Annotated in this window: 18 protein-coding genes; 16 read left to right on the plus strand and 2 right to left on the minus strand. The window is 34.2% G+C overall.

All coding sequences use genetic code 11. The annotated features are described in order from the left end of the window. Positions 1–5 precede the first annotated feature (5 nt). The 3 genes from QWZ06_RS12165 (at position 6) to QWZ06_RS28185 (ending at position 1,745) form a co-directional block, all read left to right on the plus strand. The gene (locus QWZ06_RS12165) at positions 6–827 is read left to right on the plus strand and encodes a hypothetical protein (protein WP_290298358.1); all 822 of its coding nucleotides are present in this window, start codon (positions 6–8) and stop codon (positions 825–827) included. 295 nt (positions 828–1,122) lie between these two features. Then, positions 1,123–1,527 (plus strand): hypothetical protein, encoded by a 405-nt coding sequence (locus QWZ06_RS12170; RefSeq protein WP_290298359.1) that lies wholly within the window; start codon positions 1,123–1,125, stop codon positions 1,525–1,527. A gap of 119 nt (positions 1,528–1,646) precedes the next feature. After that, a complete protein-coding gene (locus QWZ06_RS28185) occupies positions 1,647–1,745 on the plus strand; it encodes a bacteriocin-like protein (RefSeq protein ID WP_435384120.1) in 99 nt (32 codons plus the stop codon). Positions 1,746–1,809: 64 nt separating this feature from the next. Here the strand turns inward: QWZ06_RS28185 and QWZ06_RS12175 are convergent, their stop codons facing one another. Next, on the minus strand, positions 1,810–2,355 hold the full coding sequence (locus QWZ06_RS12175) for a hypothetical protein (protein ID WP_290298361.1): 546 nt from the start codon (positions 2,353–2,355) through the stop codon (positions 1,810–1,812). A 152-nt stretch (positions 2,356–2,507) separates the two neighbouring features. Between QWZ06_RS12175 and QWZ06_RS12180 the strand changes: the two genes are divergently transcribed. From QWZ06_RS12180 to QWZ06_RS12230, 11 genes are all read left to right on the plus strand, one after another. Then, a complete protein-coding gene (locus QWZ06_RS12180; RefSeq protein WP_290298362.1) occupies positions 2,508–4,268 on the plus strand; it encodes a type VI secretion system Vgr family protein in 1,761 nt (586 codons plus the stop codon). Between the two features lie 14 nt (positions 4,269–4,282). Beyond that, positions 4,283–4,450 (plus strand): hypothetical protein, encoded by a 168-nt coding sequence (locus tag QWZ06_RS12185; protein WP_290298364.1) that lies wholly within the window; start codon positions 4,283–4,285, stop codon positions 4,448–4,450. Position 4,451: 1 nt separating this feature from the next. Then, positions 4,452–4,625: a hypothetical protein gene (locus QWZ06_RS12190; RefSeq protein ID WP_290298366.1), complete on the plus strand. Its 174-nt coding sequence runs from the start codon at positions 4,452–4,454 to the stop codon at positions 4,623–4,625. After that, the gene (locus QWZ06_RS12195; protein WP_290298368.1) at positions 4,609–5,535 is read left to right on the plus strand and encodes a hypothetical protein; all 927 of its coding nucleotides are present in this window, start codon (positions 4,609–4,611) and stop codon (positions 5,533–5,535) included. The genes QWZ06_RS12190 and QWZ06_RS12195 overlap by 17 nt, the downstream gene beginning before the upstream one ends. Next, positions 5,514–6,194, plus strand: a complete 681-nt coding sequence (locus QWZ06_RS12200; RefSeq protein ID WP_290298369.1) for a hypothetical protein — start codon at positions 5,514–5,516, stop codon at positions 6,192–6,194. Before QWZ06_RS12195 ends, QWZ06_RS12200 begins: the two co-directional genes overlap by 22 nt. 68 nt (positions 6,195–6,262) lie before the next feature. Continuing rightward, positions 6,263–6,421 carry a hypothetical protein gene (locus tag QWZ06_RS12205; protein WP_290298371.1) on the plus strand — a complete coding sequence of 53 codons (159 nt, stop codon included), beginning with the start codon at positions 6,263–6,265 and terminating at the stop codon, positions 6,419–6,421. 36 nt (positions 6,422–6,457) lie between these two features. Then, on the plus strand, positions 6,458–6,604 hold the full coding sequence (locus tag QWZ06_RS12210) for a hypothetical protein (protein ID WP_290298373.1): 147 nt from the start codon (positions 6,458–6,460) through the stop codon (positions 6,602–6,604). Positions 6,605–6,812: 208 nt separating this feature from the next. Then, positions 6,813–7,325, plus strand: a complete 513-nt coding sequence (locus QWZ06_RS12215) for a DUF421 domain-containing protein (protein WP_123911312.1) — start codon at positions 6,813–6,815, stop codon at positions 7,323–7,325. A gap of 4 nt (positions 7,326–7,329) precedes the next feature. After that, on the plus strand, positions 7,330–7,821 hold the full coding sequence (locus QWZ06_RS12220) for a GNAT family N-acetyltransferase (protein WP_290298374.1): 492 nt from the start codon (positions 7,330–7,332) through the stop codon (positions 7,819–7,821). A gap of 125 nt (positions 7,822–7,946) precedes the next feature. Continuing rightward, complete coding sequence (locus QWZ06_RS12225; RefSeq protein WP_290298375.1) at positions 7,947–8,135, plus strand: quinol oxidase subunit 4; 189 nt, start codon at positions 7,947–7,949, stop codon at positions 8,133–8,135. Positions 8,136–8,254: 119 nt separating this feature from the next. Then, entirely contained in the window at positions 8,255–8,485 is a 231-nt protein-coding gene (locus QWZ06_RS12230) for a hypothetical protein (protein WP_290298376.1), read from the plus strand. Between the two features lie 53 nt (positions 8,486–8,538). Here the strand turns inward: QWZ06_RS12230 and QWZ06_RS12235 are convergent, their stop codons facing one another. Beyond that, a complete protein-coding gene (locus QWZ06_RS12235; RefSeq protein ID WP_290298377.1) occupies positions 8,539–8,853 on the minus strand; it encodes a DUF4286 family protein in 315 nt (104 codons plus the stop codon). Between the two features lie 147 nt (positions 8,854–9,000). Between QWZ06_RS12235 and gyrA the strand changes: the two genes are divergently transcribed. Next, positions 9,001–11,607, plus strand: a complete 2,607-nt coding sequence (gene gyrA, locus QWZ06_RS12240) for a DNA gyrase subunit A (RefSeq protein ID WP_290298379.1) — start codon at positions 9,001–9,003, stop codon at positions 11,605–11,607. A 27-nt stretch (positions 11,608–11,634) separates the two neighbouring features. Then, on the plus strand, positions 11,635–12,660 hold the full coding sequence (locus QWZ06_RS12245; protein WP_290298381.1) for a tetratricopeptide repeat protein: 1,026 nt from the start codon (positions 11,635–11,637) through the stop codon (positions 12,658–12,660). The last annotated feature ends 62 nt before the right edge of the window (positions 12,661–12,722 follow it).

Below are 12,722 nucleotides of genomic sequence, written 5' to 3' on the forward strand. Positions count from 1 at the left end.
TAATCATGAAAAAATACATCATCCTGGCAGTAGTTCCACTTCTTTTATCCTGTAAGAAAGCGAAATCAGGAACTGTAATTTCAGAAACAATGGTTCAAAAAAAGGACAGTATAATTATAGAACCGGAATATCAATTGGATAGAAATACAGTCTTTGGGGTGTATCAGCTTACTGGCAAAGATATGGCAGTCTGTCTTCCTGTTCAGTTTGGAGATCCTGATATACCATTATCAAGGAAATATGAAAATTTTCTGACCAAAGACTCCATTCCCTGGATATATGGGAAGGATATGAAGGATTATAAATACTATGATACCTTATCTGTAGGACGGTTGTACTATAATAAAAGGTTTGAAGAGGTCTTCAAAAAAGAAATGAAGAACACTTATTTTGTTTATGGAACCAGATCTTTTCAGGAATGCTCCATAAAACGAGTGGTTTTCCATTCCACAGAGTGCGGGAACGATTATATTGCTTACATCCTGAATGTCGATAAAAATGTTATTGGAAATCCACTGATTGCTTCAGAAAAAGCTATTCCACTAAAATATGGTCATAATTATTTGGAAATCAATCGATCTATCAAAAAATCAGCAGCTAAAGAAAGTACAGAAAACAACTATGGATTTGGGAACTACAACCCAATTGTTTATGGAAATTATAAAAACTTGTATTTCACCTATTATGATGATTTTAAATGGTATGATACAAAATCAGGCTCTCATTGCCAGTTTCCCGAAAGAGCCATTTTTGAAACCGATTCCAAAGGAAAAGTAAATCTGTTGTGGAGCTCGGAAATGGATCTTCTTGGCTTGCCATGTCTTTAATATGGATAGATAAGATTATTTATTTAAAACTGCTTTACATTTTTCGTTAACAATATCATTCATTTACTCAGAAAATAGGAGATAAAAGGCTCAAATTTTTAATATTTAATGGAATAAATAGAATTCCAATGTTAAATTTTCAATTATTTTTAAAATATAATAATCTGATAGTCATATATTTACGTTTCAATGTTAACTCAATGTTAACTGAAAGTAAATTTAATATGAATTATTTTTAATAACTTTGGTTAAAAGATAAGGATAAACTTATTATAACATTTAAAACCAGGTAGTTATGAAAAATAAAATTCAAATATTAATGGCTTCACTTTTCGTTACCGGATTCGTTACTGTGATGAACCAGGCTAAAGCACAAACCACAGATAAAAATACCATCCAGGCAATTCAGTTAAGCAAAAGCGAAACCTTTAGTGATATAAGAAATAAATTAATAGCCAATTTTGATCTGGATAATCCTGAATATAAACAAGGGACGGTAAATTCAGTGGTAAAATTTGATATTGCTAAAAACGGGAAAATTGTGAATGTTCATTCCAATGGCGATTGTAAGACAGTGAGTAAAGAAATTGAAACCGTATTGAGCGAGCTGGATTATAGAGTAGATCGTAATAAATTGACAGACAACATGGTGGCTTACACCTATGTGATGCCTGTTACCGTTGAAATCCATAATCGATAATATCAGTAGACTAATATATTGGGTTGAAAAGTGTAAATAATGAAAATTGTAAGCATTAATCTGTAATAATAGATAATAATATTCGTTTTAATTTTACAAAACCATAAAATTAGAACTATATGAAAAATTTAAAGAAACTGACTAAAGTAGATTTGAAGTCAGTGTACGGAGGAGAGCCTAAAAATACTGTACATTTTGCGAATGGGCGAATAAAGTAATTTGCAGCGATATTCCAATCGTTCAATGTCCGTAAAAAATAAGACCGCTTTTTTAAGCGGTTTTTTATTGTTTTGAATATTGAATAAAATCTTTTAGACTCGTTTTAAGATCCTTGGAATGACTAGCTTTTTTATCAAAAACAATATTATCAATTTTCCATCCTTTACCAGAATCAGTCAATTGTATAGAATCCGTCCACAATACCTTTGGAGCGACCATATTGTATTCAAACTGAACAAGGACTTCTGCTGTTTTATCCTGAATAGTAATACTTTTGATGGTGTAATGGGTATATCCTTCATACAAACTTGAAAATAGAGCCCCCTCAAAAATCAACGGTTTTTCATCCGGATGATCACTGTTTTTTACTTTCTCAATATCTGCTTTTGAAGCATTGATGGCGGTTTCTAAAGAATTTTTCAATTCCGGAGAAAATAGATCATTGGAAATGGGTTGATTATAAATCGCTTCATTAGATAATCCATATTGATTATACAGCTTGTTAACTGTTTCAGAAATATGTTTTTGTTCAATGGATGGTGATGTGGTTGTGCTACAAGAGACAAAACATACAATACAACTTAAATAGAAAAAAAGAGACTTTGCCATAATCAGATATTAATTTTGAAGAACCAAAAGTGTACCAAAGCCTACTTGGTAAAGGATTGTGAGAGAATTTTTTAACGAAATTGGTCTCTTATTTGTTATGATATTTCCTACATTTGTGATAATTACATACTGAATAACACAAAAAACACAACATGAAAAAAAACACAACCTCAGAACGTGTATCCTTTACTGATGGATACAAAGCTCCTGATAACGCTCAGGCGGTTAAAGAAAATAGTACAGCAGGAATCAATCGTATTGTTAAGCTATCTGCAATTATCAACGGTGAGATTATTTCAAGTTTTAAACATTTCAAATTAAAGCAAAGCGCTGTCACCCATCACGAATTTGAGTTAACATTAGCTCATGATGCTTTGCCTGAAAGACAGGGACATCAGCTGGAAGAAGCTAATGCATTTTTAGGAAAACGTCTTACCATCAAAATTACTTACAAAGATGTTGAAACCAAAAGCAGTCCGGAGAGGGTTTTTGTAGGGATTATAACCAAGGTAGGTTTCAGCCAGGAAGCTCATAGTCTGGGAAATATTGTTTTAAAAGGTTTCAGTCCTACCATTCTTTTAGATGGTGCACCGCATACCCAGAGCTTTGGAGGAGCACAACCTGTGAATACGGGGATTATTGCAGATGAGGTGATTAAACAGGGGATAGACCCGTTTTGGTATGACTTCCGAGTCAATGCCAAAGCGTCTTCACAAATTGTCTACAGCTCCCAATACAGTGAAACGCATTACAATTATCTATGCAGATTGGCAGAAGCTTATGGTGAACAATTCTATTATGATGGAGAAGTGCTTCATTTCGGAAATATGCCAACTCCGGCTCCTCCTCTTGAGCTGATAAGCGGAAGTAATGCTTCAAATATCCATACCGAGCTCAGAGCTCTTCATACCCAGCCCGGTTATTACGGCTATAACAGCAGCAAAAATACCATGCTGACTTCAGGAGAAACTCCAATAAAGCATATGGGAAATCTTGCCAAGACTTCTTATGCAAACAATGAAAGTATTTTCAAAACACCTTCTCTTCAGTCGGCACCTATCAGGGCTGCTACTGATATGGATGTGGTAAATTCTCAAACAGCGGCATGGGGAAGCAAAGGTGTTGATGTATTTGTAGTATCCGGTGATACCACAATGCCTTTTCTTTATCCCGGCTGCACAGCAGATCTTTATCTGAGAAAACCTGATTCCAACAAAACGGGGTATTTCACCAAACTCATGATGACACAAGTTACCCACGAGATCGATACTTTAGGTCATTATAAAGGAAGCTTTGAAGCCATTGCTTCCGATACGGGATATATGCCCAAACCGGAATTTACAGTTCCTTTTGCAGAAATTCAGCCGGCAGTGGTCATTTCTAACGAAGATCCGCTAGGACAGGGACGCGTACAAGTAAAGTTCCTATGGCAGCTTAATGAAACTACAGATTTTATAAGGGTGATGAGCCCTGATGCAGGTGGTACAGGTCAGATTACTCAAAACAGAGGATTTGTAGCCATTCCTGAAGTAGGAGATCAGGTAATGGTGGGATTTGTTCATAATCATCCAGATCGTCCTTTCGTAATGGGCGGAATGTTTCATGGTGGTGTTGCTTTGGGTGGCGGGATTGAGAATAAAGTGAGATCGTTCCAGAACAAGGATGCACAACGCATTATTCTTACAGAAGGAACAAGTATAATCCTTGCCGACAAGTCGGGAAACGAAATACTGATCGATACTGCAGGAAAAAATATTACGATTACCGCTCCTGAGACAATAACATTGAACTGTAAGAATATGAATATTAATGTGGGTGAGAATATGACAACGAGTATTGGAAATAACCAAAGCACAACTGTTGAAATAATATTACAATTTCAGCGGGCAATGATATTGCAGAAACAGCTATAGGAAATAGAATGGAGATGTCAAATAACCGAACAGAAATGGTGGATAATATTATTCTTAGGCAGTCTAACAGGTCAGAAACTTTTTCAGGATCTATCGATATCAGTACAACTCAGGATAATATGATTATGCAAAGTTCTAAAACCATTGAGTGGAATAGTGGTGAAAAATCAAATCTTTTTTAATATGGCAATTATCAAAACATCAAAAGATATGATTATCAGAACCACAAATAAAGAAGTTGTTATTTGTGGTAAAAAATTAGTTGAAACTACTGAAACAAAATGGGTTGAAGCTACGGAAGGAAAATTGACATTGAATAGTCCAAAAAAAATAATATCAAATGGAAACAAGCAATAGAGTTGGAACATATAAACCTGGGAAACCGAGTATTGATATTTCTATTACTATTTCATTAAGATGTAGTATTTCATCAGGATTACCATTGGGACAAAGAAACCTTGTTGAGTTTAAATTAAGTGGGAAGACAAGCTGGTCTAATAGTAAAAGTGAAGTGACTTTAATACCTTCCTCGGGTATTACTCTTAGCACGACAAATTTTGAAGCTAAAGAAGGTTGGATAATTAAGACATATATTACTTGTAATACTAATGTAACAAATCCATCTATTAAAGTAAAAATTAATGGAAAAGATTCAAATACTATTCAGCTAAAGTTTACAAATAGAGACAATGACATTTTTTCGGAAGAGGAAGTTAATAAACTAATGCAGGAAAATGCAACATTAATTCAAAAAGATAAAGTATGCTTTAGAGTTGCAGATAAAGGTATTTCAAAATTATTAGATACTCCTACTACAGTTATCAAGAACTATGGAGGAGAAAATTCATACACAAGAGCAAGAACATTAAAATCCCAAGGTTTCATAAAAGATGAAGTAATAATTGGTCAATATTCATTTGATACAGGCGGAATTACAAAACCTAGTAATTTTGCAAAAGGTAAAGAATCAGTTATTTCAAATTCCGTTAATCAAACAATGAAAAGCAGAAATGGATATCATGTGTACTATTTCTCAATACTTAAGGGTTATCATGTTCTTCTTTTAGTTATTGATGCATCAAATTTTTGCGTGAAAAAATTTAAAATTTATGATCAACTTAAAGATCGAGGAGATTATAAGTCCTATGAAGATCTTGATCAATTTTTATTAGATATGACAAAAAATAACTGGGATGGTTCGGCAAGTCATAATAAAGATAAAACAGCAAATACAGAAATAGCTATATGGAAAGTCAAAAGAAATTAATTGTTGTTCTATTATTACTGTTTTTATCATGCAATGATAAGACTGTTTATTATAATGAACAACACGATATAATTAAACCAAGCAAACTAAAAAGAATAAAGAATAATTTATATATTGATTCAAATAATAATATTTTTATAAAGAGTGAAAACATTGTCCTTGAGGTAGGAAAGAATGAAAATATTATTCAAAAAAAGAAAGGTTTTATTCTACAAGATTCCATATTTGATGTTAATAATAATTTGATGCCTATGAGTAATTTATTAGACATTAAAAGTTATTTCGAATCTGAAAAAGATATTTTTTATCAAGATAAGAATCATGTTTATATGAACAAAGGAAGTCAATATAGTGATTATCCTTTCGTACTTACTGAATTTCAATCAAAATACTTTTCTTTAATAGCAAAGAGTAATTATTTTAAGTATAAAAATGAAATTTATTATTATGGATATGCTGGATATGCCAAATTAAAAAATGCAGATGGAAATAAGTTTAAAGTTGATTCAATTAAAACTAATGTCAATAAATATATGATTATAGGTAATGATGAAAAAAATATTTATCATAACTCCGAAAAAATAAATTACGAAGATTTAAAAATGTTACCAATTAATCAAAAGTTAAAAGACTCTTTAAAATATATTTATTTTCTGTAAAGTTCAAATTATTTACAATTTAATTTGACTTGACAGGTGTTGTTATTAAAACCTTCAAAATTGCTAAGATGAGATTGGAAGCTTCTGAATGGTTTAGAACAATAGGATTTGATAAAAACTCAATTTATATAGAAGGGAGAAAAGAAAATAAATCAAAATTAGACCAATATAAAAAAGATATAATAGGCATTGATTTAGACTCTCTTCAAAGAAAGTATTCTGAATAATTTATTTATTAAATATAAGGTGGGAAATTTTATCAAATGATTGTGGTAATTCCTAAAGATACAGGAGGGGATTTTGTTGTAGGAGAAATCTATTTTGTGAATAAACAGAAGCATGATCGGGTAATGCGCTTTCGTTTGGGAAGATTTAATGATGAGCAGAAAAGATTAATGTCACCTAAATAGATACTCCCTAAAGGATTTGTAGTTCCCAAATGGGAAGGCAGAATTCCAATTCAAAAACCCAAAGACCTTGAATACTGGCAGGAAGAGTAATAATAGAGGATTATTCATAATATATTCCGGATAGTTACGCATAGTATTCTTCTATAATAAAAGAAATACATTTCTCATCAATACCAAAAAATCAATACATTTGAGTAGATAAAAAAAAGTGGATTCTATTCTCAACGTTGCGGTTCGTTCCCTTTGTGTTTACCTTTTTATGGTAATCGCTATTCGTTTGTTTGGTAAAAACCAGCTCTCTCAGCTTAATGCAGGAGATGTTGTTTTGTTGCTTTTAATTTCTAATGCAGTACAGAACGCAATGGTAGGACCGGATACTTCATTACAGGGAGGTCTGATTGCTGCTTTGGTTTTATTTGTAGCCAATTTTATTTTAAAAAGACTGATGTTCTCCAATCGTTCCTTTGAAGCCTTTATGCAGGATGAACCCGTTATTTTGATAAGAGATGGAGTTGCAGATCAAACAGCCTTAAATCGGGTTAAAATTACCGAAAATGAACTGGAAGAAGCCATTAGAGAACATGGTATCGAAGATATCAAAAATGTTAAATTATCCGTATTGGAGGTGGACGGGAATATAAGTGTAGTCTCTCAGGATGAGAAAAGCAAACAAACCCATTATGCCCGAATAAAAAGAAAATACAAAAGAAAATATCATTAATCCTATGAATTACGAATTACGAGAAATGCTTCCCAATGACGAAGCCAGAGTGCTGGAAATCTTCAGACAGGGAGTAGAAGGTGGTATTGCCACCTTGGAAACAGAAGTTCCCACTGCTGAAGCATGGAGTATGGAATATTTTAATGATTGCCGCTGGGTGTTGGAAAATGAAAATAATGAAGTGGTGGGATGGTGTGCCCTTAAACCGGTAAGCAAAAGAGAAGCTTTCAAAGGTGTGGCTGAGGTAAGCATTTATTTTGATAATGAATATCAAGGAAAGGGATTGGGTTCCGTACTGCTTAAAAAGATAATATTGGATAGCGAAGACCACGGATTCTGGACATTACAAACCAATCTCTTTTCTGAAAATGAAATGGCAATCAAATCTCATCAGAAAAACGGCTTTAGAATGGTAGGCGTACGCAAAAAAATAGGAAAACTCAACGGTGAATGGAAAGACCTTGTCATGATGGAGAAACGAAGCGAAATTATCTGATGAACAATCAAAAGTATAAAAGTAGTTGTATTCTAAACTATCGGCTCTAAACTTTGATGTACACCTTAAGCTCTAAACAATTTGGCCTGAACATTGTTATTCATTAAGTTGGAAAAGTAGAAATAATGAAAACGATATTTAAAATTACAGGAGCATTGATCATCATGTCCATGCTTTTTACTTCTTGCGTAGCATATGATAATGGAGGAAATTACCAGACCAGGAAAATTCCACCGGGACAAGCTAAAAAAATATATGGTGGAAGTGCAAAAGATTACGCTCCCGGACAGGTGAAAAAAAGAAATGGATATTAAGAAAATATGATAAAAAACATTCCTTAAAAAGGAGTGTTTTTTATTTTGAAATAAGATGTTTTTTTGGATATTTTGGCATTAACATTGATTATTTTAATACAGAACCAAAAGTTGAAAAAATGAAAACAATGCTTAAGACTCTTGGAGTCATAGCAATAATACTCACGCTGTCATCTTGTGCAGTTGATGGATATTATGGAGGCAGAACGCATGGATATGGATATTACGGGCCAAGATATTATGGGTACGGCCACGGATATACAGAAAGAGTATATGTTTATGGTGGTGGCCATCATGGTGGATATTATCACCGTGGAGGCGGAGGCCATCATAACGGATTTCATAGATAATAGATTAGATAAAAAAAGCACTGAGGATTTCAGTGCTTTTGTGTTTTTTATGATTAAAACCTCGATTTTTTCGGATTCAGAAGCGTGTCGAAGATCAGTACTTCCTGCCCGAACTTGTTTTCAATTCGTTCAGCTATATTTTTCAGTTCACTTTCAAGAAAATCATTTCTCAGTTCGTCATTATCAAAGATCAAAAGAAGATTATAGTTCTTTCCTTCGTCAATATAATCACTATGAACTTCAGACAGAATATACTTATCGACATCCATTAGATTTTCGGTCATTAAAATCAGGGTTTCATCAATATAATTTTCCCATTCTTCCAGATTATTTTTCGTGCAATGGAAAGTTATACTTAATACGCTCATATTTTAAGAATTTTTAAGATTTTGTGGATAAATTCTAGGGCAAAAATCGGCATTTTTTTCGTAAATTAGCCCGTTAATAAAAATTCAAAATAAATAATTTTCAGACTTCCAGCTAAGGGTCTGGCAATCATTATAATAAATTTGTTTATGCAAAAAGAAGGAGAAAGACTGATTCCTATCAACATTGTTGATGAAATGAAGTCGTCTTATATCGATTATTCGATGTCGGTTATCGTTTCAAGAGCGCTACCGGATGTAAGAGACGGCTTGAAACCCGTTCATAGAAGAGTACTTTATGGTATGTATGGACTAGGGGTTTTTTCGAATAGAAAATATTTAAAATCTGCGAGAATTGTTGGGGACGTTTTGGGTAAATATCACCCACACGGAGACTCTTCTGTATATGACGCGATGGTAAGAATGGCTCAGGATTGGAGTTTACGTTATCCTCAGGTAGATGGACAAGGTAACTTTGGTTCCATGGATGGTGACCCGCCGGCAGCAATGCGTTATACCGAAGCAAGACTGAAAAAAATCTCTGATGAGGTTCTTTCTGATCTTGATAAAGAAACTGTTGACTTCCAGAATAACTTTGACGACAGCTTACAGGAACCTACTGTAATGCCTACTAAAGTTCCCAATCTTTTAGTAAACGGTGCCTCCGGTATTGCGGTAGGGATGGCAACCAATATGGCGCCACACAATCTTTCAGAATCAGTAGATGCAATCTGTGCCTATATTGATAATAAAGAAATTACCATTGATGAGTTAATGCAGCATATTATTGCTCCGGATTTCCCTACAGGAGGTATCATTTATGGATACGACGGAGTAAGAGATGCTTTCCATACCGGAAGAGGTAGAGTGGTTCTGAGAGCGAAAGTTAATTTCGAAGAAATCGGAAACAGAAATGCAATTATCGTAACAGAAGTTCCTTACCAGGTAAATAAGGCGGAAATGATCGCCAGAACTGCAGAACTTGTGAAAGATGAGAAAATTCCTGGTATCCATGAGATCAGAGATGAATCAGACAGAAAAGGACTTCGCGTTGTTTATGAATTGAAAAATGATGCGATCCCGAACGTAGTTCTGAACCTTTTATATAAATATACAGCACTTCAGACTTCTTTCAGCGTAAATAACATTGCGTTGGTACATGGAAGACCGGAGCAGTTGAATCTTAAAGATATCATCCATCACTTCGTAGAGCACAGACATGAAGTAATCGTAAGAAGAACTCAGTTTGAGCTTAAAAAAGCAAAAGAAAGAGCACATATTCTTGAAGGATTCATGAAAGTGATCGGAGGTCAGGATTCTTTAGATAGAGCAATTTCAATCATCCGTCACAGTGCTAATCCTCAGGCTGCAAAAGAAGGCTTGATCGAAGCATTTGAACTTTCAGAAATTCAGGCTCAGGCAATTCTTGATCTTAGATTAGCCCGTCTTACAGGAATGGAGCTTGATAAGATTCGTGAGGAGTATGATGCAATTATGAAAGAGATCGCCAATTTGGAGGATATTCTTGCGAGTGAGCCAAGAAGATTCCAGATTATCAAGGAGGAGCTGATCGAAATCAAAGAAAAATACGGTGACGAAAGAAGAACTGAAATTGATTATTCAGGAGGAGAAATGTCTATTGAAGATATTATTCCAAATGAATCAGTAGTTCTTACAATCTCTCATGCAGGATATGTGAAGAGAACTTCACTTTCAGAATATAAAATTCAAAGTAGAGGTGGTGTTGGAAACAAAGCGGCTACAACAAGGGATTCTGACTTCCTTGAATATATTGTGTCTGCAACAAATCACCAATATATGCTGTTCTTTACAGAAAAAGGGAGATGTTACTGGCTAAGGGTATTTGAAATTCCTGAAGGTTCAAAAACAGCAAAAGGAAGAGCAGTACAAAACCTTATCAATATTGAGCCGGATGATAAAATCAAAGCATATATCAGAACCAATAACCTGAAGGATTCTGAATATGTAAATCAGATGAGTGTAGTAATGGTAACGAAAAACGGTACTATTAAGAAAACTTCATTAGAAGCATATTCAAGACCAAGAGTAAATGGGGTAAATGCTATTGAAATTAGAGATAATGACCAATTATTAGGAGCTTACCTTACAAATGGTTCTTCTCAGATCATGATCGCAACTAAAAATGGTAAATGTATCCGTTTCCCTGAAGAAAAAGTAAGAGAAGTAGGTAGAGGTTCTATTGGGGTTCGTGGTATTGCTATGGAAGACAACGATGAAGCTATTGGTATGATTGTTGTGAATGATGTAGAAAATGAAACAGTTCTTGTTGTATCTGAAAAAGGATATGGTAAGAGAACTGCAGTAGAAGACTACAGAATTACGAACAGAGGAGGAAAAGGAGTTATTACCCTAAACATTACCGAAAAAACAGGAAATCTGATTGCTATTCAAAATGTAACAGACGAAGATGGATTGATGATCATCAATAAATCGGGTGTTGCCATCAGAATGGGAATGGATGAAATGAGAGTAATGGGTAGAAATACACAAGGGGTAAAGCTTATTAACCTTAAGAAAAATGACGAAATTGCAGCCATTGCAAAAGTAGAAATGGATAAGGATGTAGAAGATGACTCTGAAGAACTTGAAGGTATGGAAGATGTAGAGGATATTGAAGGAGAAGTTCAGGAAGGAATGGAGTCTTTGTTTGGTAACCTTGAAGACGGAAATACAGCACCTCAGGCTGAAGATGAGAATTCTGACTCTGAAGAATAAATGTACAATTAATATAAAATAGTTATTATGAAGAAACTAATTTTAGGGATGGCTATCGTAGCATCAGCTTTGGTTTTCGGACAGAAGGGAGATGTAAATGCTCAGCTTCAGGCTGCTAACAAAGCGGCTATGGATGCATATAATGCAAAAAATTATGCAGCTGCAGCACCTAAGTTTGTAGAAGTTTATGACTTATTAAAAGCTAATAAACAAGACAACAAACTATATATGTATTATGCAGGACTTAGTCATGCATTAGCCAACAACAGTGATGAGGCTATTAAGATATATACAGATCTTGTGAATTCTGGATTTACGGGAGTAGAAACTTCTTATACCGCTAAAGAAAAGAAAACCGGAAATGTAGTACCATTAGATAAGGCTACTTGGGAGCTTATGAAGAAAAACTCTGATTATACAGACTTCAAAAGCGAGCAATCAAAAGGGGTAGAGGTAGACTTGTATGAAACTCTATCTTCACTACTTCTTAATGCTAAGAAACCCAATGAAGCTCTTGTAATCATTGAAAAAGGTTTAGTTAAATATCCTAATAATGCTAAGCTTAAAGAAGATCAAACCAATGCTTATCTTGCATCAGGAAATACAGAGAAATTTGTTGTTGGATTGAAAGAGCAGTTAGCAAAGAATCCTAATGACGCTACAAACTGGTATAACCTTGGAGTAATGCAAGCAAAAACTCCGGCTACCGTTAATGATGCATTAGAGTCATTCAAAAAAGCGATTGAGCTTAAGCCTGATTTTGCTAATGCTTATCAAAACCTTGTTTATACAACAATTGGAGATGATTCTAAAATTGTAACGGAGATCAATGCATTGAGAAAAGACAAGCCGGATGCAGCAACTAAGTTAATCGATGAGAGAAAAGCCAGATTTACTCAAGCTTTACCTTTTGCAGAAAGCTGGTATAAAGCAGATCCTAAGAATATCGATGCCGTTAGTACATTAAAAGAAATTTATGTAGTCACTAAAAACATGGATAAAGTAAAAGAAATGAAAGCTAAAGAAGCTGAGCTAAGTGCAGCTGCAAAGTAATCATTTTGTAACTTAACAATAAAAAGCCGGAACATTCAATGTTTCGGCTTTTGTTTTTAACA

It is taken from the genome of Chryseobacterium tructae, assembly GCF_030409875.1.
Lineage (GTDB): Bacteria > Bacteroidota > Bacteroidia > Flavobacteriales > Weeksellaceae > Chryseobacterium > Chryseobacterium tructae.

Bases quoted from the DNA above. Each gene is read 5' to 3' on its own strand.
- QWZ06_RS12165 (WP_290298358.1), top strand. From the start codon at position 6: ATGAAAAAATACATCATCCTGGCAGTAGTTCCACTTCTTTTATCCTGT.
- QWZ06_RS12170 (WP_290298359.1), top strand. From the start codon at position 1,123: ATGAAAAATAAAATTCAAATATTAATGGCTTCACTTTTCGTTACCGGA.
- QWZ06_RS28185 (WP_435384120.1), top strand. From the start codon at position 1,647: ATGAAAAATTTAAAGAAACTGACTAAAGTAGATTTGAAGTCAGTGTAC.
- QWZ06_RS12175 (WP_290298361.1), bottom strand. From the start codon at position 2,355: ATGGCAAAGTCTCTTTTTTTCTATTTAAGTTGTATTGTATGTTTTGTC.
- QWZ06_RS12180 (WP_290298362.1), top strand. From the start codon at position 2,508: ATGAAAAAAAACACAACCTCAGAACGTGTATCCTTTACTGATGGATAC.
- QWZ06_RS12185 (WP_290298364.1), top strand. From the start codon at position 4,283: ATGTCAAATAACCGAACAGAAATGGTGGATAATATTATTCTTAGGCAG.
- QWZ06_RS12190 (WP_290298366.1), top strand. From the start codon at position 4,452: ATGGCAATTATCAAAACATCAAAAGATATGATTATCAGAACCACAAAT.
- QWZ06_RS12195 (WP_290298368.1), top strand. From the start codon at position 4,609: ATGGAAACAAGCAATAGAGTTGGAACATATAAACCTGGGAAACCGAGT.
- QWZ06_RS12200 (WP_290298369.1), top strand. From the start codon at position 5,514: ATGGAAAGTCAAAAGAAATTAATTGTTGTTCTATTATTACTGTTTTTA.
- QWZ06_RS12205 (WP_290298371.1), top strand. From the start codon at position 6,263: ATGAGATTGGAAGCTTCTGAATGGTTTAGAACAATAGGATTTGATAAA.
- QWZ06_RS12210 (WP_290298373.1), top strand. From the start codon at position 6,458: ATGATTGTGGTAATTCCTAAAGATACAGGAGGGGATTTTGTTGTAGGA.
- QWZ06_RS12220 (WP_290298374.1), top strand. From the start codon at position 7,330: ATGAATTACGAATTACGAGAAATGCTTCCCAATGACGAAGCCAGAGTG.
- QWZ06_RS12225 (WP_290298375.1), top strand. From the start codon at position 7,947: ATGAAAACGATATTTAAAATTACAGGAGCATTGATCATCATGTCCATG.
- QWZ06_RS12230 (WP_290298376.1), top strand. From the start codon at position 8,255: ATGAAAACAATGCTTAAGACTCTTGGAGTCATAGCAATAATACTCACG.
- QWZ06_RS12235 (WP_290298377.1), bottom strand. From the start codon at position 8,853: ATGAGCGTATTAAGTATAACTTTCCATTGCACGAAAAATAATCTGGAA.
- gyrA (WP_290298379.1), top strand. From the start codon at position 9,001: ATGCAAAAAGAAGGAGAAAGACTGATTCCTATCAACATTGTTGATGAA.
- QWZ06_RS12245 (WP_290298381.1), top strand. From the start codon at position 11,635: ATGAAGAAACTAATTTTAGGGATGGCTATCGTAGCATCAGCTTTGGTT.